The organism is Bacillus cereus group sp. MYBK195-1, from assembly GCF_051916605.1.
Taxonomy (GTDB): domain Bacteria; phylum Bacillota; class Bacilli; order Bacillales; family Bacillaceae_G; genus Bacillus_A; species Bacillus_A cereus.
Genome location: NZ_JBQAGZ010000002.1, coordinates 193194 through 217984, shown reverse-complemented (window position 1 = coordinate 217984; position 24791 = coordinate 193194). Strand labels below are relative to the sequence as shown.

The window sequence follows — 24791 nt, the reverse complement described above, 5'->3', positions numbered from 1 at the left end:
GTTCCTTGGGCAGATATTCTGCCCAGGGGCAGGCTAACAAATGGAGATTACCGAAAACAAAAGAAGAAAAAACACACCGTTAGGCAAATAAGGGGAGGACATTTAAAATGATCGAAATTAAAGTACCTGAGCTTGCAGAATCTATTACTGAAGGAACTATCTCACAATGGCTTATCAACGTAGGCGACAAAGTTGAGAAAGGTGGCAGCGTTGTTGAGCTTGAAACTGATAAAGTCAATGTAGAAATCATTGCAGAAGATTCAGGTATTGTATCGAAGTTACTAGGCGAACCTGGGGATACAGTTGAAGTTGGCGCAACTATCGCAATTTTAGATGCTAATGGAGCACCAGTTGCAGTAAGTACACCTGCACCAGTGGCTGAGCAACCAAAACAAGAAACGACTGAAGCACCGAAAGCTGCGGCACCAAATGCTGAGCAAACTGCAACACTACAAGGGTTACCAAATACAAACCGTCCTATCGCATCACCAGCTGCTAGAAAAATGGCTCGTGAATTAGGAATCGACTTAAACGACGTACGTAGCACAGATCCACTTGGACGCGTGAGACCACATGATGTACAAGCTCATGCTGCAGCACCAAAAGAAGCACCAGCTGCTCCAAAGAGTCCAGCTCCTGCTCCAGTTGCAAAAACGGAATTCGAAAAACCAGTTGAGCGCGTGAAAATGTCCCGCCGCCGTCAAACAATTGCAAAACGTCTTGTAGAAGTTCAACAAACATCTGCAATGTTAACAACATTTAACGAAGTTGATATGAGTGCGATCATGGAATTACGTAAAGAACGCAAAGATGCTTTCGAGAAAAAACATGATGTACGTCTTGGCTTCATGTCATTCTTCACAAAAGCAGTTGTTGCAGCATTAAAACAATTCCCATTATTAAATGCTGAAATTCAAGGTGACGAGCTTATCATTAAAAAATTCTATGATATCGGTATTGCAGTAGCAGCTCCAGATGGATTAGTTGTTCCAGTTGTACGCGATGCTAACCAATTAAATTTCGCTGAAATTGAAAGTGAAATTCGTGAATTAGGTAAAAAAGCACGTGACAACAAACTTTCATTAAAAGAACTACAAGGTGGTACATTTACAATTACAAACGGTGGTGTGTTCGGTTCTCTAATGTCAACACCGATCCTAAATAGCCCACAAGTTGGTATTTTAGGAATGCATAAAATCCAAGTACGCCCAGTTGCAATTGATAACGAGCGTATGGAAAACCGCCCAATGATGTACATTGCTTTATCTTACGATCACCGTATTGTTGATGGTAAAGAAGCAGTTAGCTTCCTTGTTGCTGTTAAAGATATGCTTGAAGATCCAAAGTCATTATTATTAGAAGGTTGATAGATTAAAAATCTATTAAAGGCTGTAGAATGATTCATTCTACAGCCTTTTTTTATTGTGTTCATACGGGACAAATTTCATGACATAAGGTAATAATGTATGCCTAAACGTAAGGAGGATTAAAATGAATAACCTTCCAATTCATGCAAAACTTAAAGTAAATAAGGATACTTTCTTCCTCCCCGATTCAAACGGGGGTGTCTATTTTCGAAATAACGCCAGTTCATTTCGTATGGACGGTGACGGAATTTATAACTGGATTGAAAAATTAATGCCGATGTTTGACGGTAATTATTCTTTAGCAGAAATAACGGATGGTCTCCCTCTTCCCTATCAAAATCGTGTACTTGAAATTGGAGAGATTTTATATACAAATGGATTTGTCCGTGATGTAAGTCAAGATGCACCTCATGAATTAAACAGCGCATTACTTGATAGATATGCTTCGCAAATTGAATTTTTAGAAGCAGATTCTCATTCAGGTGCTCTAAAATTCGAAACGTATCGCGCGGCAAATGTCCTTATAATTGGTTCTGGTAATATGCTTACTTCCTTAGTTTCTTCTTTATTAGAATCTGGTTTACCTACATTTCATTACCTCGTTACAGATCGGGATGAAACAAACTATGACAGAATACATGAGCTAATAGAACGTGCATATGAAGTTGATAACAGTGTACTCCTTCAAGAAATCGATACTACAATTGACCGTCCCTTACATGAGGTATTCGAACCTTTTGATTGGATTTTATATGTTTCTCAAAACGGAGACATTGACGGTTTAAAAACAGTTCACACTATTTGTAGAGAAACGAAAAAGAATTTCATACCAGCTATTTGTTTATCAACACTCGGTATAGCTGGACCTGTCGTAACAGAAAATCGTGATGAATGCTGGGAATCCGCATGGCATCGGCTACATGAAACGACTTTGCAAAATGAAAATTCATCGGATTCCGTCTCACCAATTACATCTGCCATGTTAGCAAATGTAATCGTTTTTGAATTATTTAAACATGTCGCGGATGATTCATATCGTGAAAAAGAATCACAATTCTTTTTATTAAACTATGAAACACTTGAAGGAACGTGGCATCCTTTTATAAAACACCCTCTTGCAACTGATGAAAGTTTTACAATTGATACGATAGAAAATCTTTCTGAAAAACTTGAGCATCGGTATGGCCAACATACTTCAACTGATGTATTCCGCTTTTTCGACTCATTAACTTCTAAAGAAGCCGGTATATTCCATGTATGGGATGAACAAGATTCATATCAATTACCGTTATCACAATGCTATATTCAAGTAGCCACTCCACTATCAGATGGCCCAGCTTCCCTTCTGCCTCTTATGACTCGCAGTGGATTGACTCATAATGAAGCACGCCGAGAAGCTGGTTTAACAGGAATTGAAACATATGTAGCAGAAATCATTCACCGCCTTATTCCTGAACATAACAATATCGGTATCGGTGCTGGAGAAACAATGACAGAAGGATTTTACCGGGCACTGCAACAACATTTAAACAATAAACTGTATGAGCGGCAGTCACATATGCTAGAGGAACTTACAACTGTTGAGTTAACTGATATTCAAGATAAACATTGTAGATTTTATTACGATGCTCTCTCTACAATCCATGAAACGCCTAAAATCGCAATGAGTGAAGAGATTCTCAGTTTTCCAGTCGTTTGGGTTGGTATAAATGATAGATGGTACGGTGCATCTAATATTAATATGACGTTAGCGTTACGAAACGCACTACAACTATCACTCTTTCACGTTCAAAATGAAGAAATTCCTTACAGAGCTAATATCTTGCCTGAATCCTCTATTATTTTATATGACACGTATTCTTTTAGAGTGGAAATACAAGCGGAAGAAGAAATTCCAAGCGTACAATCTTTACAACTCGCCTTACAACATTTAGAAGAACATAATTTTTACCCCTTCGTATTTGATTTAGCGATTGAACCATTTTTGAAAGAAAACTTAGACGGTGTGTATGGGGTATTAATTGCAAAGGAGGACGGTTTATGATTCAAAATATATTGCTTATAGGAGATGGCCTTCTTGCAGACTATGTACATGATCAATTATGCAAACAATATTCCATCATTCGTCAGCATACTCTTACAGAAGAACTTCCTGAAAATATTCATCTCGCTCTCGTATTACATGATGGATCTCCTTCTACTATTCATCATGATGCTGAGCTAATTTTTCGTTCAAATCATATTCCGTGGCTACGTGGTTTTACTTCATTTGGTGAAGGTATTATCGGTCCTTACATTCATCCTCTTACGCCCGGATGTTCCCATTGTTCTGATGGACGCCGTTTTATCGCTGGCTTTGATCAAAAAGAAATGTGGGAACTACAGCGGAAATATGCCTTTAAAGCAGATAATGTAACGAGACGTGATGTACGTGCCACCCAAAATGGAATGTTGCAAATGTGCCATCTTATTTGCGCAGAAACAGAAAAAATATTAACTTATAACCATTCTTCTTTAGAAAATGAACTTATTTTACTAAACTTACAAACATTACAATGTACGCGGCATTCTTTTCTTCCAGATCCTCTCTGTCCTGTATGTAGTAATTTACCTGATGATACTGCGGATGCGGCGGAAGTTTCTTTACAACCAAGTTTAAAAGTAAGCACCGAAACGTATCGCTGCCGTTCCATTCATGAATTAAACACATTTTTAACAAGAGACTATTTAGATTATCGGGTCGGTATGTTGAACGGCAAAATGCAGCATTCTGTATTACCATTCGCTGACGTCATTATAAACATGCCATTGATGTTTGGAAATGAAGGTGTTGCAGGCCGAACCCATTCATTTGCAGTAAGTGAAGCAACTGCTATTTTAGAAGGTTTAGAACGATATTGTGGTATGTCACCTCGAGGGAAAAAGACAAATGTGCATGGTAGTTTTCATGATTTAGAGGAACATGCACTAAATCCCCTCTCGCTCGGTGTACATACCAATGAACATTATAATCGTGATGGTTTTCCATTTAAACCGTTTGATCCTGATTATGAGCAAAACTGGGTATGGGGATATTCTTTATCACAAAACAGACCGCTTTTAGTTCCTGAATCAATTGCTTATTATAGCCTCGGTCATCGAGATGCTTTCGTGTATGAAACATCAAATGGATGTGCAATTGGCGGTAGTTTAGAAGAAGCGATTTTTCACGGCATTTTAGAAATTGTAGAGCGTGATGCCTTCTTACTCACTTGGTATGCCGAATTACCTCTTCCCCGCCTGGATCTTAATTCAGCAAATGATACAGAATTACAATTAATGATCCAGCGGTTACGTACGATTACCGGGTACGAATTACACGCTTTTAATGCGACGATGGAACACGGCATCCCGAGCTTATGGGTAATTGCAAAAAATACGCGTGAAAATGGAATGAACGTTGTTTGTGCAGGAGGCGCTCATTTAGATCCTATTCGAGCCTTAAAAAGCGCCATTCAAGAAATAGCAGGCATGTTACTTATAACAGACGATGAGCTCGAGCACAAAAGAGAATACTACGAAAAATGCTTACAAGATCCTTATTTCGTTAATAAAATGGAAGACCATAGTATGCTGTATGGATTGAAAGAAACGGAAGAACGTCTTCACTTCCTTTTACGAGAAGATGCACCGGTGCAAACGTTCCAAGAAATGAATGTATCACAATCATTTGATATGGATTTAACATCCGATCTCCACCAACTTTTAAATCGTTTGCATCAATCTAATCTTGAAATAATCGTTGTAGATCAAACCGTTCCCCTTATAGAAAAGAACGGATTACATTGTGTAAAAGTTATTATTCCAGGCATGCTACCAATGACGTTCGGACACCATCTTACTCGGGTTACAGGACTAGACCGGGTATATACCGTACCGATGACACTTGGATATACAGACGAACCTTTAACGAATGAAAAATTAAATCCACATCCACATCCGTTTCCATAGTAAAGGAGGGATTTCATGCAGCTAGATACTTTTTTACATCATCTCCATTTCTCTATCGATGAAATTATGCCGAATCATGAGGTGGACTGGAAAGACGCACCGCTTCCTTATAAATTATATCGAAATGTACCTACCATCCCGCTCTCCTTAGAAATCCCGTTATCTTTATCGAACTCTTCTACTACACCTACTCTAAATGAGATTGGTCACTACCTTTGGTATTCATTTGGTGTAACACAATTATGTCAGCTAAATAGCGAGAGAAATGTATTACGTAGATCCATTCCTTCAGGCGGTGCCTTATACCCGAATGAATTGTATATCTATTTAAAGATTGACGATTACCCAGACGGCATTTACCATTATGACGCCGCGCATCACCGACTTATTTTACTTCGCGAAGGAAATTTCGATGCTTATTTAGAAGACGCACTCGGTAATCGCTGTAATATACATGATTGTTTCGGTGCTGCATTCGTATCCACTATGTTTTGGAAAAACTTCTTTAAATACAATAACTTTTCATATCGACTTCAAGGATTAGATAGCGGGGTTCTCATTGGACAATTGCTAGAATGTGCAAAACAGTTCGGTTATACGAACGGCGTATACTTTCAATTTCTAGACCGTGCACTGAACCATTTACTCGGATTGTCAGAAGGTGAAGAAAGTGTGTATGCCGTTATTCCTTTAAGTACAGAGCCAGAAACTAATTGGTTTCACAATGATTACCGTGAAAATAAAACAGTTACTTCTCATGAGTTGTTGCAACAAATTCCGCCGCTCGCACATGAACATTTCGTTCGCTCAAAACATGTAGATGAATATCCGATGATAACAAAAATAAATGAAGCTTCTATGATCGAATCGACAGCACACTTCCAAACACTACATCATGAAGAGCACTATCAACATAATGCGTACGCTGTACAGCTACCGAAAGTAGAACGGTTATCGTATGATTTCCTACAACTTTGTAAAAAACGATATTCTCCTGATGCGGACTTTATTTTAACGAAGTGGGATGCAGCTGAGCTCGCTACTTTACTACAAGAAGTGAGCCTCTCCTTCCCCTATTACAACGACCTTGACGGTAAGTATGCAAATGAAAATGCACGTGTCTCCTTATATGGATGTTTTTATAACGTGAAAAATATTGAAAACGGAGCTTACGCTTATAACAGTAAAACACATTCCATACAACCAATTCGATATGGAGACCTTCGCTACCCACTTCAGTCTAGTATGACGATGGATAACGTAAACCTTTTTCAAGTACCACTTTGCTTACATGTAGTCGGAAAGAAAGATTATTATACAAATGCACTAGGCTATAGAGGGTACCGTATTCATCAAATGGAAGCAGGTATACTCGTTCATAAACTCGTTTTTGCAGCGACCGCGATGGGGATGGGCGGGCATCCTTTACTTAGTTTTGATACAAATTCATGTGATCAATTGTACGGAATAGATGCTGGGAATGAAACATCTCTTATTCAAGTTCCAGTCGGGGCATATCGGGCGCGGAATTGGTTAAAAGGGGCTTTGCATAGTTAAAAGCACGCCGATGGACGGCGTGCTTTTTTACTAGATTAACTTAAAAATACTCTTAATTTGTCTAGCAAATAACCAATTTTTCGTACCGTAGTTATCATTTAAACTATCTAAATTGATAGATTGTCCGTTAGCAAACTTTAATTCTAACGTTGTATTTTTGTCATTTGTTTTTAAATTACTATTTGTAATGGCATCATACTTTAATTTTTCAATCTCAATATATTCGTCTTTTTCTTGTCCGATCACGACATGGTCTTGGAAGAAGAAAAATACTTCTACTTTTTTACCGAAACAAAATACATTTTTCGTATAAATTAATGTCGCGTTATCAAGTCCGACACATACTTCTTTCATTTCTTCCACAATGTGTCCAAAGTCTTCTTCATGTCTTGTATTTGATTCAACAATCCATTCTTCAATTGTTTTCATATTAATTGCCATACTGCGCCCCCTGGTTCGTTCATTGCTTCGTTTAAAAAATAAATACTATATGAAAATATAAGCGATACGTACTATGTTTTCAAGGGGGAACGGTATATTCAAAATAAAGTGAAACTTTATTTACTCCCTCATTGTAAAAAAATAGCACTTTAAAAAGTGCTATTCTGCTCTCCTTGCCGCTTGCTGAATTGGATCCCAAACGCTGTTATATGGTGGTGCATAACTTAAATCGACATCTTCTAAATCATGAATGCTCATTTTATTGAAAAGTGCCATCGCGATCACATCAATACGTTTATCTACGCCTTCTTCTCCAATTACTTGCCCGCCCAATAATTGTTTCGTATCGGAGCGATATAGTAATTTCAAGTAAAGTGGTTTTGCATTTGGATAATAGCCCGCCATATTTGTAGAATCTACTTTGACCGTTTTATACGGAATGTGTAGCCCTTTTGCTTCTTTTTCATTTAACCCTGTTCTTGCGAGTGTCAAATCCATAAATTTAATAATGCCTGTGCCTAACGTACCTTTAAAAGCTCTTCGTTTATCAAGCATATTCAGTCCAGCAAGTCGCCCTTGCTTATTAGCAGTCGTTCCGAGCGGGATATGATCATGAATTTCCTTTATAACATGGTAATGTGTTGCGCAATCACCGGCTGCATATACGTCTTGCACATTCGTTTGCATATATGCATTTACTTCGATTGCTCCTTTATGATTCTTACGTATATTTGTCCCTTCAAGAAAATCAGTATTTGGCTTCACTCCAACCGACACTAAAACAAGATCTGCTTTATACGTACCTTTATCCGTTTCGATTGCTTCTACTCGTTCATTCCCTTTAAACGCTTTTACATTTTCATTCGTTAAAATTTCAATATGATGCTTATCTGCTTCTTTATGTATGTACTCTGCCATATCTGCATCATAAATCGTACCGATATGATCATTTCGCTCAATCATTCTTACTTTCTTACCAAGTTCGACGAATGTTTCTGCCATTTCCAGTCCGATTGCACCACCGCCAATAATGGTTACATCTTCAACTTTATTCGTTTCTAGCGTTTTTAATATACGCTCAGCATCCGGAATTGTTTTTAAAAGATGAACGCCTTGTAATTCCCGTCCTTCCCATTCCGGCATAACAGGACGTACACCAGTCGCAATTAATAATCGATCGTACGAAAATTCAAAGACATCTTTCGTCTTCGTATGCTCTGCGTACACCATTTTCTTTTCCGTATCTATTTTCGTTACTTCATGACGCACTTTCGCATCAATTCCATATTTCTCACGAAACGTCTTCACATTGCGCGCGATTAACTTTTCAGTTGAAGCGATAGCACCACTAATGACATACGGTAATCCACACTGAGCGTATGAATAAATCTCACCTTTTTCTAAAGTTACAACATTTGCATTTTCATCGTTTCTAACAATTTGCATCGCTGCACTCATACCAGCTGCATCTCCGCCAATAATGACATAGTTCACTTTACCACTCCTTCTTTTTTACATACTCTTTACGTTTTCCATATTTTATAGAAATAACACCTACTTCCATTGTAAAGAAAGAGAATTTCATCTTCAAATTTGGTGCACAAACTTATGTATGAATAGGTAACTGTCGTGTCTTATAAACAACATGTTTAATATGCTATAACAGTAACTATTGAAAGTAGGTGAAACATACATGTGCGCTGGTCTTCTCGCTCAGTTTCCAGAGGAACCGAAAGAACCGAAAGCCGCCCTCCCGCTTGAACAAGAATTTACCATTAATGCAACATTATACAGTGCTCGCGCTTGGTTATCAGACAATGACACTTTCTCTCAAACTATTTGGAAAGCTACCCGCTTCGCTTCTGCATCACACGCTGGTAGGTCCATCTTCCCAGTCGGTACTGTTAAAATTGTAAATGTTTCTGATGATACAATAACGGTTACTATATCATCAGAATCAAAAGATGCTCTTAAAATAATCGTCCCTCCACATTCTGAAGCTGCTTTAACGTCTAGTTCTTTATCTGATGTGCAAGCCAGTACATCAGGAGGGGCAAGTAAAGTCACATTTCTCTTTCATATCTTTTTCTCTAGGGAACCTGCTCCAGCCAAATAACGATAGAAAAGGTACAGCAATATACACTGTACCTTTTTCAAGCGCTCTATTCTCTTGATTTGATTAGTTCAATATTATAAGTTTCGATATCTGTTAACGTTCCTTTAAAATAAGGATTTTCTCTATACCAAGGCTGTTTTGCAAAATATGCTTGCATATCTTTCGTTTGAAAAATATGTCCATGCCTTGCATATATTTCATTTCTAGCAATTTTCAACTGTTCTTTCGATAAATATGTTAAATCTGTGCTCGTTAATTTTCGAATATCACTATCAGGAAAGATGAAACCATTATATACATACCCAGTCGTAGATGACGGAGTAACATTATAAACAACTGTTTTTTCTGTACTTTTCTTTTGGAATGGAAGATTATAAGACGAAAGTGCCGTTACCGTCTCTACTTTTGTCGTTTCCCGTCCACTTTCTCCATTTCGTTCTAAATAAATCGTCGCACTTCCATCAGTCGCTACAGGCCCCCATGTAATTTCTTCTCCTGCCAGCGCTGTAACCGGTTTTTGATTTACATACAATGTTGCACCAGGCGCGTTCGTTTGAACTGTAATATATTGACCTTGCAACGTTAAATCTATCGTTACGTTATTTTGGCTTTGTTTCATAAGTACAACCTTTTCCTCACGAGATAATTTTACGTAGTCATTTTTATACTCTGATTGAAACACTTGATTTCCCGGAAGAAATGGCCCATATTGCTTCTCAAACTTTTTGTCATCTGTCTTATCAATTTCTTTTCCGTTCATTTTTAACGATACGTCTTTTTCATTTGTAAGCAAAGTTGTATAGTACGTCTTTGCTTTCAATTTATATCGATCAAATATAAAGAAATACTTTCCGTCTTTCGTTAATGAAAAATCAGCTTTTTCTATTCCGTCCCGTTGTTTTTCACCTTGTCTCAAATATTGTTTTAATTCATTTACGTAAGATGGATTTTCTTTTATATATGAAAATAGAGGCGTTACACACTCTCTCGTTATCATAACCGATGGATCATCTGCCGTAACGATCTCAGCTAATTTCTCTCCGTCCCTCTCTTGTAAAATCGTAATTATCCGGTCTACTTGTGCCACCTGCGTATAATACGACGATCCGTACAAATACAATCCAATAATTGCTATAACAAATAGCGCTAACAGTGTAATGCCAACTTTTGCACCACCGCTCATGTTCTTCTTTACTACAGAACGTCCCCTCTTCGTCCCGCAGTTTTGACAAAATTGCACACCATCTTCAAACTGAATTCCGCACTTTGTACATACATTCATCCAGTCAACCACCTTTTCATTAGAAGCCAGTTATTCCCTGTGTTAAGGCTTGAATTATCGTGCTAATGTAAGACCAAAGTACAATGAATGTTGCAATTCCAATTAAAACATTTGCAATAATAAGTGTGTAAACGAGATCTAATCCGCCATTGTCTAGCTTTAATACGGCTACAGTTATACTAATCCCTATATAAGTTGCAGCTACCGATAATAATATCGGTAAGAAAAAAATTAATAAGAAACTAAAAAGAAAAGAAAGGACTAATATGACAATAGCCGGCGTCGCTATCGTTCCCCATATACCGAATACTTCAAGAAATGAAAAAGATGATTTCATCATCTTACCACTTACAAAAATAATAAATCCGACAAATAAAGTTAAAATTAATAAAAAGAAAAAGACCGTTATAGATTCTCCAAAAAACGTGGGAGTAGATATATCTGGTGCAAATGTTCTCGTAACTGCTGATGCTGCACTCATCATTCTATAAAAAATACATGCTCCTAAAAAACAAATAAGAACAAGACTTACAATTCCATTTCGCACTTCAATAGCGCCACTTTTCATAATCGCTGTCGGTGCTTGTAATGCATGTTTAAAAAATTGAAAATAGCCGCTCGCAAACCGCTTCGCTTGCTCTACCGTTTCATTTGGCCGAGCTTCCTTTGCTGGTGCCGCACGTGCTTGTTCCGGCCCTTCTTCTTGGCCACTACTTGCCACTACTTCTTCCGTTAACGAATGTCCACAATTCCCGCAAAACTTTGCCTCTGATGCATTTTCTGTATGACATGACGGACATTTCATTCTCTTATCCCTCCTTAAGGATATACCGTATAGGGTGTTACAAATTCAATATATGAATTTGTACATAAAACATGACTACAAGAAAAAGATTCTGAAATCCTTCTTTCGAAAGAAATATATGTGCTAGCAATCTTGAAAAAAAATGCTATTATGAAACAGAATAAATAATATTTTTAACAGATTGGATGACTGGCAATGGAATTGGTAAACTCAATTTTTCAAATACTCCTTACAAGCGTAATCCAATTATTATCTTTAATTGGCGTTATCATTGTAATTGGATTTCTATTAGGCTATTTAGAATCTCTCACACGCATGTATTGGTCGAGAGCTTTTGGAAGAAAAGGATTCCTATTAACGGCTTGGATTGGTGTTCCTATTCACGAACTTGGACATGCCATTATGTGCGTGCTGTTCCGTCATAAGATTGTAGCAACACAGTTCTTCCCGACAGATACAAGTCAAGGGGCTTTAGGTTACGTACAACATCAATACAATCAAAAAAGTGTGTATCAACGGATTGGGAATTTCTTCATCGGCATTGGGCCTATTATTTCTGGTATTACTGCACTAATCCTTTTAATGCGCTATTTCGTACCAGAATCATATTTTTTATTTAATACAACTCTCGAAAAAACGATTGCTTCTACTTCTATTAATGTAGAAATGATCCAAAACATGCTCTTGTCGACGTTTGTATTATTGAAAAGCTTATTTACAATCGGCAATTTATTGAATCCTTCCTTTTGGTTATTTTTATTTATCGCCATTTGCATTTCCGCACATATCGCTTTAAGTAAACCAGACATTAAAGGATCAATAGACGGAGTTATCGTCATGTTTATCGTTTTATTTTTATTCAACATCATAGCGGGACTGTTTCAATACGACAGTAGCCAGCTAATTGGACAGGTTATGAAATATAATATGTATCTCATTGCGTTTTCTAGTGTAGCACTGCTTTTCTCTTGTATTTCTACACTTGTTAGTTTTTCGTTTTATAAAATAAGAAGAGGACGTTCTTTTTGAACGCCCTCTTCTTATTAATTATTCCCCTTATAATCACAATGCTCAACAGGCACACGAGCGTGCCCTTCTTCATCGGTACACCATGACTGTGATTGGAATGCAAGAAAGATACCGATCCATTCTTCTTCCTTTTCAAAGTGAATGAGTATTCCTCCGTCTTGCCATATGCCATCATCACCTTGCCATTTTTCTACATTCCCTTGATTCATATGAATATCATGTATACCGTTTCCTGGTTTGAAATGAAAATAGGAATCTGGTGTATTTTCTTCTGGTCCCCATCTTTCGCCAAACGCGTAAATAATTGCTTTTTCTTCTATTGCTCGTTTTATATAACGTTCTATTTTTTCATTTAAATCATTATCTGTTCCTGCTTTTTCGGGAGGTAAAGGAATCATTTGATTTGAGTCAAATAGATTTCCTCTTACATAATCTAAAGCTACTTTCGGTTCATTGTTTTTTATTTCTGTAAAACCGAATGGTAATGTCGGTAAAATATGAATCGCCTCTGACTTAATATTGTTACTCGCAAAATATAAAACTTCTGATGGATAACTTTGCGACTTTACGTTAATTGCAATACGATAATCTACTCCTGTCTCGCCCTGTAAATGAACTTGATAATGAGGTGTTTTCCCTTTTCCAATCTTTGATTGTATAACTGTACCTTTTAACACACCGTAGTTTTTTAGGGGCATACATTTCATCTCCTATTCATTTAGTAGAAGCTATTCATATTTAAATCATTATCCACTCATAAAAAAAATCCTCCTATGTTAGGAGGATTTTTAATTTCTCAACATATACCAAACAATAACTTCTACCACTACAAGCAAAACCGCACCAAAGATCATTAACGTCGTCTTCTTTAATAGTTCATTTTCACGGTAAGGGATATTACATAAGTAAGCACCTAGTGTAATCCGCGATGGACAAGCGATTGTAGCTACTGATGATGCGGTGTTTTGAAGTGTTGTGACATATTGCCACGGGAGTGCTACGTTTTGTGCGGTTTGCATTTGTAGTTTTATAAACATTGCATTTGATCCTGCGTTACTACCTGTTAAAAATCCACCAATAGCGCCAATAAACGGAGCAACGAAAACGAAAAAGGTTCCAAATGTTTCACCAGCTGTCTTTGCGAGTAATGAATGCATGCCTGATGCACCCATTAGTTCTGAAATGGCGATAAACATTGTCGTCGTAATAGCAAATGGAATCCATTGTTTTATCGTTTGTGAGAGTGATTGTTTAATAATATTAGGCGGGATGCGGAAGAAAATAATAGTAAATAAGCAAGTCATACCGAGCCAAAATCCTGGTGAATATAGTAACTCTAGTTTGTAAGAGTATGATTTCAAATCAAGAACCGCATATGATCTGAACAAATCATGTAATGCTGGAACGAGGCGAGAAAGTAAAATACAAACTGTTAGAAATATATAAGGGCTAATAATTTTTATAATGGATACTTCTCTCTCCGTTGCAGCCGCATGTTCTGTTATAAGATTTTGCCCACTTTTTCCTTTTAATTTAATGATAAAAAAGCCAAAGGTAATCGTAACGATAGAACTTAATATCCCGGCTAGTTCAACACTTACGTACGCATTAGAAAGATAGATTCCGAGAGAAAATAATAGAAAGAACCCTACTCCTTCTTTCCACTTTTCTATAACCGCTTGCCAGCCGCCAACAACGTGTAAAGAAAGAATAACGAAGTAAGCAAACATCGGAATACTTAATAGCGCTGTATTTGTGCCAAGTGTTGTAAGAGGCATATTTATTAGCTGCGAACCGATAATCGTACCAGTTGCCATTGCGCCCCATGAACTAGCTAGTAAGCCGATGAATGAGAGTAGTACAGCTTGAAATGGTTTATATCCTAGTGAAAGAAAAATAGGTGCTGCAACCATGAAGCCGATACCGAATCCACTTACTGATTCAATAAGCGGGCAAATGCCAAAACACATAAGCAGCATTTGTAATAAGCGATCCTGAGTAACTGCTTCTAGAAAACGTGCTACTTGATCGATGTACCCCATTTTGTTCATGAGGTGAAATAAAAAAATACCGAAAAATAAAACGTACCCGACAATAAAACAAATTAACCATCCTTTAATCGTTGCGTGCACAGTTTCACTTATCCCTAATTGAAACATTGGCGAGAGTAAAACAATTCCAACAGACACAGCATAAGAAATTAACGAGCACCTTAATGACGTTTGTTTAAATAAAAATAAACAAATGAAAATCATCATAATTGGGATAAGTGCCAACAATATGGCCATGTTATCATCTCTTTTCGTTTTAAATACAATTTTTAACTATTATATAACAGATGTCATAATTTTCAATTGTTTTTACAACAGATTCAAAAAAGGAACCAAACGGCTCCTTTTTATTCACTCCCATTTTCTATTATCCTGAAAAACTGTCTGCTTTCCGACTATTTCTTTCAACACAACAAACACAATGTAAGTACATATTGCTTGCAATATAATATTCCAAAATTTCATTAATGCAAATGAATGAATCCGTAGAAATAATTCGTTTAATAATACAATCGAAACGATACTAAATAATTCTATACTAATCGAAAATAGACATATTTCTAAAATAGACTGTTCTTGAATGCGATTTAAATTGGAAAAGATGAATACATACCCTAAAAATAGAGCCATTAACTCTATTTTCGTCATGCTAATAAGCCAAGCGTATAGCGGTACAGTTAAAAATAGATATAGTAGTTTACGTCTTAGCATGCCTTCTCACCCTCTAAATTATATGTATTTTCTGTATATTTTAACATTTATTACGCAAAACAAAAAGAAGAGACTACGCCTCTTCTTTTTGTTTTGTTGCATATATTAATTCACATATTTCTTCTTGCTTTTCATTTTCTAAAAGCTCAATGATCTTACTTCCAACGACAACTCCGTCGCATATTGTAATCATTTCTTCTACATGTTCCTTTGTTGAAATACCAAATCCTGCGACTACTGGTAAGTTGACGTGTGATTTTACTTTTTCTAAGTAACTATGAATCTCCTCTTTAAAGTTTTGACGTACTCCCGTTACGCCCGCTACTGTAACAGCATAAACGAACCCTTCTGATTCACTCGTAATTTTTTCAATTCTTTCAATAGGACTCGTTACGGTAACGAGTGGAATGAGCGCAATGTTTGCCTCTCGAAGTAACGGCGTAATAATATTTTGTTCTTCATACGGTAAGTCTGGAACGATGATGCCGTCTACACCTGCTTCTATACAGTTCTCGATGAATCTCTCTTTTCCGAATGCAAGTACAGGATTTAAATATGTCATAAGAACAAAGGGCATTTGTACTTCTTTCCTTACCTCTGCTAACGCTTGAAAAATGCCTTTTAATGTTACGCCGCTATCTAGCGCTCGCTTTCCTGCTCTTTGAATCGTTGGGCCATCCGCGACTGGATCTGAAAACGGAATACCAATTTCAACGATGCTTGCTCCAGCTTCATCTAGAAAACGAATTCTTTCTTTTAATTTTTCAAGGCCGCCATCTCCGCCCATTACGTACGGAATAAATGCTTTCTTGCCATTTTCAAACGCTGATTTAATTTTTTCTACTCCCATTTTTTACACCTCTCCCATATAACGTTTTATACTCTCTACATCTTTATCACCGCGGCCTGATAAGCAAATAACAAGTCCTTCTTCTTCCTTCATTTTCGGAGCTAATTTTAATGCATATGCGACAGCATGTGAACTTTCTAGCGCCGGGATAATGCCTTCTTTTTTCGTTAATAATTGAAATGCTTCTAATGCTTCTTCGTCTGTTATCGAATGATAAGAAACGCGGCCAATATCTTTTAGCAAGCTATGTTCTGGACCAACACCTGGATAATCAAGTCCTGCTGAAATAGAGTGTGCTTCTTGAATTTGCCCATCTTCGTTTTGCAGAAGATACATCATTGATCCGTGTAAAACACCGACACTTCCTTTCGTTAAAGTTGCTGCATGCTTTTCTGTATGAACGCCTTTTCCAGCTGCTTCTACGCCGTAAAGAGCAACTTCTTCATCATGTACAAATGGATAAAACATTCCCATCGCGTTACTCCCACCACCAATGCAAGCAACAACTGCTTCTGGTAATTTCCCCTCTAATTCTTCATATTGTTTCTTCGTCTCATTCCCAATTACACTTTGGAAATCACGGACAATTTGCGGGAATGGATGTGGTCCGAGAACAGATCCCATAATGTAGTGCGTATCATGCACATGTGAAACCCAGTAACGAAGCGCCTCGTTTACCGCATCTTTTAATGTACCGCTACCTGCTGCTACACTTTCTACTTTCGCTCCGAGTAATTCCATTCGGAACACATTTAATTTTTGACGTCTTACATCTTCTTCTCCCATAAAAATAACACATTCTAACCCGAGAAGAGCACATACAGTAGCTGTTGCAACTCCGTGTTGTCCGGCTCCTGTTTCAGCGACAACTTTTTTCTTGCCCATTCGCACTGCAAGTAGTGCCTGACCGATTGTATTGTTAATTTTATGAGCTCCTGTATGGTTCAAATCTTCACGTTTTAAATAAATCTTTGCACCACCGCAATACTTCGTCATATTTTCAGCATAATATAGCGGTGTTTCTCTTCCGACGTACGTTTTTAAATAATGATTTAATTCCTTTTGAAATGCTTCATCTTGCATCGCTTCTTTATATGCTTCTTCTAGTTCTAGTACAGATTGCATTAACGTTTCTGGAACGTATCGTCCTCCGTATATACCGTAATGTCCTTTTTCATCTGGATATGCGTAGTTCATTTGGAACACTCCTTCGCTTTTATAATAAATTGTTTTATTTTCTCTACATCTTTCTTTCCTTCTGTCTCTACTCCGCTGCTCACATCGACCATGTATGGCCGAACAGTTCGAATTGCTTCTTCTATATTAAGAGCGTTTAATCCACCAGCTAATATCGTTTTCTTTCGCAATTCTTTTGGTATATGCCCAAGTAGTTCCCATGAAAATGTCTTTCCATTTCCTCCATGAAACTTTTCTTTCGGGCTATCAAATAATATATAATCCGTTTCATACCCTTGAGCGTTTTTCATATCACTCTCTGAAGTTACTCCTAGTGATTTTATAGACGGAATATTCAATCTTCTAATTTGATAATTATCTTCATCTCCATGTAGTTGTACATGTGTTAACCCGCACTCATCTGCAATTTTCTGGATCACTTCTACTGATTCATTTACGAAAACACCGATTTTTAACACGTTGGCTGGAAGCTCCTGAATGATTTCTTCCGCTCTCTTTGGAATGATTTTCCGCTTACTTTCTGCAAAAACAAATCCGAGTGCATCTGCGCCGTATTCGCAAGCACGTTTTGCTGTTTCCATATCAGTGATGCCGCAAATTTTCACTTTCATATATTCACCTTACAGTCTTCAAAAAAGTTACTAATAGAAGATGATGTCATAAGTGCCTCTCCAATTAATACACCTTTTGCTCCTGCTTTTTTAACACGAATAATATCCTCTTTTGAATGAATCCCGCTTTCACTAATCCAAAGTAATTTCTCCTCATTCAATCTTTTTCCAAGCTTTTCAGTTTGGCTTAAATCTACTTCGAACGTTTTTAAATTACGGTTATTAATACCAATAACATGCGGATTTAATACAATCGCAGTTTCTAATTCCTGTTCATCATGAACTTCAACAATCGCTTCCAATCCTTTTTCTAACACGTAGCTATACAGCTCTTTTAACTTCTCTTCCGTTAACGCCGCTACGATTAGTAAAATAATATCTGCGCCAGCTTCATACGCTCTATCAATTTGAATTTTATCGATTATGAAATCTTTGCATAAAAGCGGAATGCTACTTTCTTCTCTCGCCGTTTGTAAATCATGAAACGATCCTTTAAAAAATTGACCATCTGTTAAAACAGAGACTGCTCCTGCACCACATTTCTCATATGTTTCCACTTGTCTTCGTACGTCAACGTGTAAATTGATATCTCCTTTTGATGGTGATGCTCGCTTTACTTCTGCAATGACAGTAAACTGCTGTAATGCTTCTACAAGTGAATGTGTCTTTCTACTTTCTTTTACTGGTGTATACGTTTCATATAATGCCGCAACTTCCTTTTTCTTTTGGTCTACTATTTTGTCTAAAATCGTCCCCACGTTAATTCACCCTTTCTAATTTCTCATTACTTGCTGTAATTAATAAGTTTAGTTTGGCTAATGCTTTTCCAGAGTCAATGCTATGTGCCGCTAGTGTAATTCCTTCTTCAATCGTTTCCGTTTTTCCATTTGCGAAAAGAGCTAGACCTGCATTGAATAAAACAGTATCGCGGTAAACACTCTTTTCTCCGCTTAATACTCCGAGCGTAATCTTTGCATTCTCTTTCGAATTCCCGCCTCTAATCTCTTCATTTTTCACTATTTGGAAACCGTATTTCTCAGGTTCAATACTCGTTTCTACTATTTCATTATCTTTTAAAATAACAACGTGATTTTCTCCTTGTAATGATGCTTCATCTAAAAAACCACTCCCGTTTACGACAACCGCTTGTTTCCGGCCTAACTTTTGTAATACTTGTGCAACTGGTAATAACATATCTCGTTTATAAATACCGACAAATTGTGTTTCTAAATTCACTGGATTTGTTAAAGGGCCAATTAAGTTAAAGATCGTCGGTACGTTTAATTCTTTTCTTATTTTCATAATGCGCCTTAGTGCTGGATGCATCGCTGGTGCAAATAAAAATGCAATACCTACATGCTCTAGTAAATAATCAATTTCGCTTGGCGTACTACTAATATTTACACCTAGTTCTTCTAATAAATCTGCACTTCCTGTTTTACTAGAAACAGCACGATTACCATGTTTTGCAACCTTTACACCTGCTCCTGCCAGTACGAATGCTGATGTTGTGCTAATATTAAACGTTTGAGCACCATCACCACCCGTCCCGCAATTGTCCATTGCTTCTTGTATATGGTTCGAAAACGGCAATGCCTTTTCGCGAAGAGCTCGAACGAGACCGTATATTTCTTCTGCAGTTTCACCTTTCGCTTTCAGTAAGACTAAGAAAGCTGCAATTTCACTTTCTAATATGTTTTCACTTAATAAAAGTAATCCTGCTTTATACATTTCCTCTTCTGTTAAATGTTGACCCTCAACTAATTTACGAAGATAGTTATTCATACTCTTTCCTCCTCTTTTACTTCTGTTAAAAAGGCACGTATTAACTTTCCGCCTTCTTCTGTTGCGATTGATTCCGGATGAAACTGTAATCCGAAGAGCGGATAATAATTGTGACGGACTGCCATTATTTCTCCGTCGTCCATCGCTGTCGCTAATATATCAAAACACTCTGGCAAGCTCGTTTGCTCTGCAACAAGGGAATGATAGCGCATTGCCGTTAACGGCTGTGTAGCGTATGAAAAGATTGACATTCCGTTATGTTTCACACGCGATGTTTTTCCATGTTTAATACGTTCTGCTCTAACAATGTCTCCTCCAAATGCAGCTATGATTGCTTGGTGGCCAAGACAAATCCCTAATATGGGAACGTTCTTATAAAAATGACGGATGACGTCGATACAAATGCCAGCATCCTCTGGTTTTCCTGGTCCTGGTGAAAGTACAATTCCTCTTGGATTCATCTCTTCTAACTGTTCTATCGTTATTTCATCATTTCTTACAACTACAATTTCTTCTTCATGTTCGCCTAACAGTTGATACAAGTTATATGTGAACGAATCGTAATTATCGATAAGTACAATCATTTCATTACCTCCAAAAGCGCTCTCGCTTTATTTAATGTTTCTTCATATTCAGCTACTGGATTTGAATCGTAAACGACTCCTGCTCCTGCCTGAACATATGCTTTTTCACCCTTTACGACCATCGTTCGAATGGCGAGCGCCATATCAAGATTTCCTGAAAAGCTAACGTATCCAACTGCACCAGCGTATACATTTCTTTTTTCATTCTCTAGTTCATTTATAATTTCCATCGCTCTAATTTTCGGAGCTCCAGAAACCGTACCTGCTGGTAAGCAATACGCTAACGCATCAAATCCGCCCATTTGTTTTCGCAATGTTCCGTAAACTTCAGATACAATGTGCATAACGTGAGAGTATTTTTCTACTTTCATATATTTATCTATCGTAACCGAGCCGATTTCGCTCACTCTACCAATATCGTTTCGCCCAAGATCTACAAGCATCATATGCTCTGCTCGCTCTTTCTCATTGCCTAACAGTTCTTTTGCGATTTCCTCGTCTTCCCTCTTCGTTTTCCCCCTCGGCCTTGTACCAGCAATTGGATTCGTCATCACTTTATCCTCCCTTACTGATAGTAAACTTTCCGGCGAAGAACCGAGTACAACATAATCTTGAAAATCGATATAGAACATATATGGTGATGGATTTGCAATTCGAAGTTTTCGGTATAACGCGAATGGATCCCCAATACATTCACTTTGTAAACGCTGTGATAGTACGACTTGGAATATGTCTCCCGCTCTTATATATTCTTTCGCAATTTCTACCATCTCACAAAACTCTTTTTCCGTTATAGAAGAAGTAAATGATAATGTGGATTGTATTGCATTTACTTCGGCTTCTTCTCCTTGTAGCACTTCCTCTTTGTATACTCGCATCCTTTCGTATACTTCCTCATAATCTGCTGAATCATCTTCCCTGCATACATATACAAACGACAACTTTTGGCGTAAATGATCGTAAACGATAAACTCACGATATAGTAAAAGGTGTACTTCTGGAATATTTAATGGATCGTGTAAATCCGTTCCAATGTTTTCATACTGCCGAATGACATCATACCCAATATAACCAACTGCTCCTCCGCAAAATGGAAATGGACTGTCTACTTGTGATGGTGCGATTACTTCTTCTAACACTTGTAGTACGTTACCTTGTAACTTTTCTGCCCGGCCGAAAATCGTTCGTTCCACTTCCATACCAACGCTTTTCACTTCTCCATAAGGATTACATCCTAAGTAAGAATAACGCCCTTTATCTTGATGAAGCTGTGAACTTTCTAATAAGAATTTCTTCTTCCCTTTCATACGTCTATATAAAGAAATTGGCGTAATGCTATCTCCTTCTTCTTCAGTGATTACTAAAAATGTCTTTCTCTCTCTTTTTTGTTTTATAAATTCTTCTTTCATCATCATGTCCTCCACCTCGCCCTGAAAAATAAAAAAGTCCTCTACATATCGAAAATATGTAGAGGACGATAAATATACCGCGGTACCACCTCGTGTTGGATGCAAAAGCATCCCGCTTTGTTCAGGTACAAAATTTATACCTTATCCTTGTAACGGCGGAACCCGGGTTGCCTACTGAAAATAATTGTTCAGCATACCTCTCGTAAGCCCATTCCGTATATGGCACCGTACCGGGCTCCCACCTATTCCCGGCTCTCTGTAACGTCTCCAATATACGTACTCTTCTTACTTAAACGATTTCATTTATTTAATTTTTTATACACAAAAAGGGAGTACTCATCCTATAGAAAGGACGGGTACTCCCGTGGTGCCACCTTAATTCGTTACAAATGTAACGCACTTTACCGTATCAAAAACAATACGTGTCTCTTGTATCGATGAGATCATGTCGCCAAAGCCTACTTCTTTCGTTTCGGTTTGGAAGCTCCGAAGCCCATTCCACATCAATTCCATACTGATTCGCACCAACCATCAGCTCTCTGACATGTTCATCATGTGTACTCTTCTTCATCAACGCTTGCATTTTTTTAAGTTGCACTCATTATAGACCTGACTTTTTTTACAAGTCAATACTTTTTTTAAAATTTTATTTTTCTTTCCTTTCAATATTATATTGACAAAACAACCTCTTTTTATGTAAATATAATAAATACTCTATTAAAAATAAGGTTTTTTGTATGAATATTATATATTAAAAAAGTAAAATAACATCAAAAAACGCTTACATTTCTGAAAATTCGTATTTCTATATGGATTTTTCAGAATAATCATGATAGATTATAAAGTGAAACTTTAATCAATCAGGTATTAACGCATCAAAAGACATGACAAAAGGAAGGGGAACTTCATGAGTACGCAGATGTTAACTTTAACTTCAATCTCTATTTACATGCTCGGGATGTTAGTAATCGGCTATTTCGCCTATAAACGAACGTCCAACTTAACAGATTATATGCTTGGCGGGCGTACACTAGGCCCCGCAGTAACGGCATTAAGTGCTGGAGCATCCGATATGAGCGGTTGGCTTTTAATGGGATTACCAGGTGCAATGTTTAGCGTTGGATTAAGTAGTAGTTGGATTGCGATCGGCCTAACACTAGGCGCATACGCAAACTGGCTTTATGTTGCTCCTCGCTTACGTACCTACTCAGAAATTGCAAATAACTCTATTACTATTCCAGAATTTTTGGAACACCGTTTCCACGACAAATCTCATATGCTACGTTTAGTATCTGGACTTGTTATTATGATTTTCTTTACTTTCTATGTAGCTTCAGGATTAGTTTCAGGCGCTGTATTATTTGAAAATTCATTTGGTATGAACTACCACGTTGGATTATTCATTGTTGCAGGCGTTGTTGTAGCTTACACATTATTTGGTGGGTTCTTAGCAGTAAGTTGGACAGACTTCGTGCAAGGAATCATTATGGTAGTCGCTCTTATTCTTGTTCCTATCGTAACAATTATGAATTCGAATGGACTTGGACCTGCATTTGATACAATCCGCTCTGTAGATCCAACACGTTTAGATATTTTTAAAGGTGCCTCTACTTTAGGAATGATTTCTTTATTCGCATGGGGGCTTGGTTATGTTGGACAACCTCATATTATCGTACGCTTTATGGCGATTTCGTCCGTAAAAGAACTGAAAAGCGCACGAAGAATTGGTATGAGCTGGATGATTTTCTCTGTTGTCGGAGCTATGTTTACTGGTCTTATCGGTATTGCTTACTATTCACAACAAGAGTTAACATTATCTAACCCAGAAACAATTTTCCTTGAACTAGGAAAAATTTTATTCCATCCACTTATTACTGGATTCTTATTAGCCGCTATTTTAGCAGCGATTATGAGTACAATCTCATCTCAGTTACTCGTTACTTCAAGTGCAGTAACGGAAGACTTATATCGTACATTCTTTAAACGCTCTGCCTCTGATAAAGAGCTTGTATTTGTCGGTCGTATGGCTGTACTTGTTATTGCATTAGTTGGATGCGCTTTAGCATTTAAACAAAATGATACAATTTTAGCTCTTGTTGGATACGCTTGGGCTGGGTTCGGTTCTTCATTTGGACCTGCTATTTTATTAAGCTTATATTGGAAACGTATGACGAAATGGGGCGCACTTGCCGGTATGATTTCTGGTGCCGCTACTGTTATTATATGGACTCAATTCAAATTCTTAAAAGATTTCTTATATGAAATGATTCCAGGCTTCGCTATTAGTTTACTAGCCATCGTAATTGTTAGTTTACTAACACAACCTTCAAAAGAAGTTGAAGAGCAATTTGAGGATTTCGAAAAACAACATCTTCATAATTTATAAAAAAATCTCTGCTGTTATCATAACAGCAGAGATTTTTTACAGTTCGACAATCTTCTTATCAAATTTAACAAATTCTTTATGTTTCGTTAAATTTAACATAACACTACTCCTTTATAGTATGAGTATCAGCACTTATACAGAAAGGGGACTCCAACATGTTAGCAGCTTTCCAGCAACAACAAACACGAAAATTTTCACCTATCACAAATACTTCTGCGTCTTGTTTAAACATGCAACCTAATCCGCCTAAAATTTCAATTGCTCCTTCTGTTATTTCAGTCATCGGTGTTCATATGGAAAAACATAAATTAAAAATAAAAACGGGACAAAACATTGTGTTATCAGCTTCCATTTTACCAATACAAGCAACGAATAAAGAGCTTATTTGGTCAAATATGAATTCTGATATCATCACCATATATCCAAAAGATGACACCGTAACGATTACTGGAAAAAGTGCAGGTAAAGCAGTCGTAATTGTCACAACTGCTGAAGGCAAATTCCGTGACCTATGTGTCATTCATGTACAACCTTATATGACAAATCCAAAGTAAAAGAGTGGCTTCGTAGCCACTCTTTTACTTGATTTCAATATTTGAGTTTTTACTTTTTACAAGATT

General features: G+C 37.3%; 22 protein-coding genes and 2 other annotated features. Of the genes, 8 read left to right on the top strand and 14 right to left on the bottom strand.

Features of this window, described 5'->3' with window-relative positions:
- Positions 1-107: 107 nt before the first annotated feature.
- The 4 genes from odhB (at position 108) to ACTFRY_RS10710 (ending at position 6914) form a co-directional block, all read left to right on the top strand.
- Entirely contained in the window at positions 108-1367 is a 1260-nt protein-coding gene (odhB, locus tag ACTFRY_RS10725) for a 2-oxoglutarate dehydrogenase complex dihydrolipoyllysine-residue succinyltransferase (RefSeq protein ID WP_000569926.1), read from the top strand.
- A gap of 124 nt (positions 1368-1491) precedes the next feature.
- Positions 1492-3411: a putative thiazole-containing bacteriocin maturation protein gene (locus ACTFRY_RS10720; protein ID WP_001061570.1), complete on the top strand. Its 1920-nt coding sequence runs from the start codon at positions 1492-1494 to the stop codon at positions 3409-3411.
- Entirely contained in the window at positions 3408-5357 is a 1950-nt protein-coding gene (locus ACTFRY_RS10715; protein ID WP_098616853.1) for a TOMM precursor leader peptide-binding protein, read from the top strand. The genes ACTFRY_RS10720 and ACTFRY_RS10715 overlap by 4 nt, the downstream gene beginning before the upstream one ends.
- 15 nt (positions 5358-5372) lie before the next feature.
- Entirely contained in the window at positions 5373-6914 is a 1542-nt protein-coding gene (locus ACTFRY_RS10710; RefSeq protein ID WP_098616854.1) for a SagB family peptide dehydrogenase, read from the top strand.
- 30 nt (positions 6915-6944) lie between these two features.
- Here ACTFRY_RS10710 and ACTFRY_RS10705 read toward each other — a convergent pair whose 3' ends face one another.
- Both ACTFRY_RS10705 and ACTFRY_RS10700 read right to left on the bottom strand, forming a co-directional pair.
- A complete protein-coding gene (locus ACTFRY_RS10705) occupies positions 6945-7355 on the bottom strand; it encodes a DUF3908 family protein (protein WP_098616855.1) in 411 nt (136 codons plus the stop codon).
- Between the two features lie 159 nt (positions 7356-7514).
- Complete coding sequence (locus ACTFRY_RS10700; protein ID WP_001110227.1) at positions 7515-8849, bottom strand: CoA-disulfide reductase; 1335 nt, start codon at positions 8847-8849, stop codon at positions 7515-7517.
- A 199-nt stretch (positions 8850-9048) separates the two neighbouring features.
- On the opposite strand from ACTFRY_RS10700, the gene ACTFRY_RS10695 reads away from it, so the two are divergent.
- The gene (locus ACTFRY_RS10695; RefSeq protein ID WP_098616856.1) at positions 9049-9471 is read left to right on the top strand and encodes a hypothetical protein; all 423 of its coding nucleotides are present in this window, start codon (positions 9049-9051) and stop codon (positions 9469-9471) included.
- Between the two features lie 46 nt (positions 9472-9517).
- Here ACTFRY_RS10695 and ACTFRY_RS10690 read toward each other — a convergent pair whose 3' ends face one another.
- Positions 9518-10753 (bottom strand): TcaA 3rd/4th domain-containing protein, encoded by a 1236-nt coding sequence (locus ACTFRY_RS10690; RefSeq protein WP_098616857.1) that lies wholly within the window; start codon positions 10751-10753, stop codon positions 9518-9520.
- Positions 10754-10772: 19 nt separating this feature from the next.
- Positions 10773-11558: a zinc ribbon domain-containing protein gene (locus ACTFRY_RS10685; protein ID WP_044795491.1), complete on the bottom strand. Its 786-nt coding sequence runs from the start codon at positions 11556-11558 to the stop codon at positions 10773-10775.
- 195 nt (positions 11559-11753) lie between these two features.
- Between ACTFRY_RS10685 and ACTFRY_RS10680 the strand changes: the two genes are divergently transcribed.
- The gene (locus tag ACTFRY_RS10680; protein WP_098616858.1) at positions 11754-12587 is read left to right on the top strand and encodes a hypothetical protein; all 834 of its coding nucleotides are present in this window, start codon (positions 11754-11756) and stop codon (positions 12585-12587) included.
- A 14-nt stretch (positions 12588-12601) separates the two neighbouring features.
- Here the strand turns inward: ACTFRY_RS10680 and ACTFRY_RS10675 are convergent, their stop codons facing one another.
- The 10 genes from ACTFRY_RS10675 to trpE all read right to left on the bottom strand — a co-directional run bounded on the left by ACTFRY_RS10675 (position 12602) and on the right by trpE (position 21791).
- Positions 12602-13285: a DUF2278 family protein gene (locus ACTFRY_RS10675; RefSeq protein WP_001128606.1), complete on the bottom strand. Its 684-nt coding sequence runs from the start codon at positions 13283-13285 to the stop codon at positions 12602-12604.
- Between the two features lie 90 nt (positions 13286-13375).
- On the bottom strand, positions 13376-14875 hold the full coding sequence (locus ACTFRY_RS10670) for an L-lactate permease (protein WP_098616859.1): 1500 nt from the start codon (positions 14873-14875) through the stop codon (positions 13376-13378).
- A gap of 114 nt (positions 14876-14989) precedes the next feature.
- Complete coding sequence (locus ACTFRY_RS10665) at positions 14990-15349, bottom strand: DUF4029 domain-containing protein (RefSeq protein ID WP_000946130.1); 360 nt, start codon at positions 15347-15349, stop codon at positions 14990-14992.
- A 73-nt stretch (positions 15350-15422) separates the two neighbouring features.
- Entirely contained in the window at positions 15423-16199 is a 777-nt protein-coding gene (gene trpA, locus ACTFRY_RS10660) for a tryptophan synthase subunit alpha (RefSeq protein WP_000537850.1), read from the bottom strand.
- A 3-nt stretch (positions 16200-16202) separates the two neighbouring features.
- Positions 16203-17396, bottom strand: a complete 1194-nt coding sequence (gene trpB / locus ACTFRY_RS10655) for a tryptophan synthase subunit beta (RefSeq protein ID WP_001105038.1) — start codon at positions 17394-17396, stop codon at positions 16203-16205.
- Positions 17393-18007 (bottom strand): phosphoribosylanthranilate isomerase, encoded by a 615-nt coding sequence (locus ACTFRY_RS10650; protein ID WP_098616860.1) that lies wholly within the window; start codon positions 18005-18007, stop codon positions 17393-17395. The genes trpB and ACTFRY_RS10650 overlap by 4 nt, the downstream gene beginning before the upstream one ends.
- Positions 18004-18765: an indole-3-glycerol phosphate synthase TrpC gene (gene trpC / locus ACTFRY_RS10645; protein WP_098616861.1), complete on the bottom strand. Its 762-nt coding sequence runs from the start codon at positions 18763-18765 to the stop codon at positions 18004-18006. The genes ACTFRY_RS10650 and trpC overlap by 4 nt, the downstream gene beginning before the upstream one ends.
- Before the next feature lies 1 nt (position 18766).
- Positions 18767-19792 carry an anthranilate phosphoribosyltransferase gene (gene trpD, locus ACTFRY_RS10640; protein WP_098616862.1) on the bottom strand — a complete coding sequence of 342 codons (1026 nt, stop codon included), beginning with the start codon at positions 19790-19792 and terminating at the stop codon, positions 18767-18769.
- Positions 19789-20376 carry an aminodeoxychorismate/anthranilate synthase component II gene (locus ACTFRY_RS10635; RefSeq protein WP_000636317.1) on the bottom strand — a complete coding sequence of 196 codons (588 nt, stop codon included), beginning with the start codon at positions 20374-20376 and terminating at the stop codon, positions 19789-19791. Before ACTFRY_RS10635 ends, trpD begins: the two co-directional genes overlap by 4 nt.
- Positions 20373-21791, bottom strand: coding sequence for an anthranilate synthase component I (gene trpE, locus ACTFRY_RS10630; protein WP_141541488.1), 1419 nt, complete (start codon positions 21789-21791; stop codon positions 20373-20375). The genes ACTFRY_RS10635 and trpE overlap by 4 nt, the downstream gene beginning before the upstream one ends.
- A gap of 52 nt (positions 21792-21843) precedes the next feature.
- Positions 21844-22088 (bottom strand) — a binding site (T-box leader).
- Between the two features lie 42 nt (positions 22089-22130).
- Positions 22131-22368: a binding site (T-box leader), on the bottom strand.
- 324 nt (positions 22369-22692) lie between these two features.
- Between trpE and putP the strand changes: the two genes are divergently transcribed.
- Together putP and ACTFRY_RS10620 are read left to right on the top strand one after the other, a co-directional pair.
- Entirely contained in the window at positions 22693-24171 is a 1479-nt protein-coding gene (gene putP / locus ACTFRY_RS10625; protein ID WP_016117426.1) for a sodium/proline symporter PutP, read from the top strand.
- Positions 24172-24326: 155 nt separating this feature from the next.
- Complete coding sequence (locus ACTFRY_RS10620) at positions 24327-24725, top strand: Ig-like domain-containing protein (RefSeq protein ID WP_000878733.1); 399 nt, start codon at positions 24327-24329, stop codon at positions 24723-24725.
- The last annotated feature ends 66 nt before the right edge of the window (positions 24726-24791 follow it).

Coding starts and splice junctions, on each gene's coding strand:
- odhB (WP_000569926.1), top strand. CDS start 108: ATGATCGAAATTAAAGTACCTGAGCTTGCAGAATCTATTACTGAAGGA.
- ACTFRY_RS10720 (WP_001061570.1), top strand. CDS start 1,492: ATGAATAACCTTCCAATTCATGCAAAACTTAAAGTAAATAAGGATACT.
- ACTFRY_RS10715 (WP_098616853.1), top strand. CDS start 3,408: ATGATTCAAAATATATTGCTTATAGGAGATGGCCTTCTTGCAGACTAT.
- ACTFRY_RS10710 (WP_098616854.1), top strand. CDS start 5,373: ATGCAGCTAGATACTTTTTTACATCATCTCCATTTCTCTATCGATGAA.
- ACTFRY_RS10705 (WP_098616855.1), bottom strand. CDS start 7,355: ATGGCAATTAATATGAAAACAATTGAAGAATGGATTGTTGAATCAAAT.
- ACTFRY_RS10695 (WP_098616856.1), top strand. CDS start 9,049: ATGTGCGCTGGTCTTCTCGCTCAGTTTCCAGAGGAACCGAAAGAACCG.
- ACTFRY_RS10690 (WP_098616857.1), bottom strand. CDS start 10,753: ATGAATGTATGTACAAAGTGCGGAATTCAGTTTGAAGATGGTGTGCAA.
- ACTFRY_RS10685 (WP_044795491.1), bottom strand. CDS start 11,558: ATGAAATGTCCGTCATGTCATACAGAAAATGCATCAGAGGCAAAGTTT.
- ACTFRY_RS10680 (WP_098616858.1), top strand. CDS start 11,754: ATGGAATTGGTAAACTCAATTTTTCAAATACTCCTTACAAGCGTAATC.
- ACTFRY_RS10675 (WP_001128606.1), bottom strand. CDS start 13,285: ATGCCCCTAAAAAACTACGGTGTGTTAAAAGGTACAGTTATACAATCA.
- ACTFRY_RS10670 (WP_098616859.1), bottom strand. CDS start 14,875: ATGGCCATATTGTTGGCACTTATCCCAATTATGATGATTTTCATTTGT.
- ACTFRY_RS10665 (WP_000946130.1), bottom strand. CDS start 15,349: ATGCTAAGACGTAAACTACTATATCTATTTTTAACTGTACCGCTATAC.
- trpA (WP_000537850.1), bottom strand. CDS start 16,199: ATGGGAGTAGAAAAAATTAAATCAGCGTTTGAAAATGGCAAGAAAGCA.
- trpB (WP_001105038.1), bottom strand. CDS start 17,396: ATGAACTACGCATATCCAGATGAAAAAGGACATTACGGTATATACGGA.
- ACTFRY_RS10650 (WP_098616860.1), bottom strand. CDS start 18,007: ATGAAAGTGAAAATTTGCGGCATCACTGATATGGAAACAGCAAAACGT.
- trpD (WP_098616862.1), bottom strand. CDS start 19,792: ATGAATAACTATCTTCGTAAATTAGTTGAGGGTCAACATTTAACAGAA.
- ACTFRY_RS10635 (WP_000636317.1), bottom strand. CDS start 20,376: ATGATTGTACTTATCGATAATTACGATTCGTTCACATATAACTTGTAT.
- trpE (WP_141541488.1), bottom strand. CDS start 21,791: ATGATGATGAAAGAAGAATTTATAAAACAAAAAAGAGAGAGAAAGACA.
- putP (WP_016117426.1), top strand. CDS start 22,693: ATGAGTACGCAGATGTTAACTTTAACTTCAATCTCTATTTACATGCTC.
- ACTFRY_RS10620 (WP_000878733.1), top strand. CDS start 24,327: ATGTTAGCAGCTTTCCAGCAACAACAAACACGAAAATTTTCACCTATC.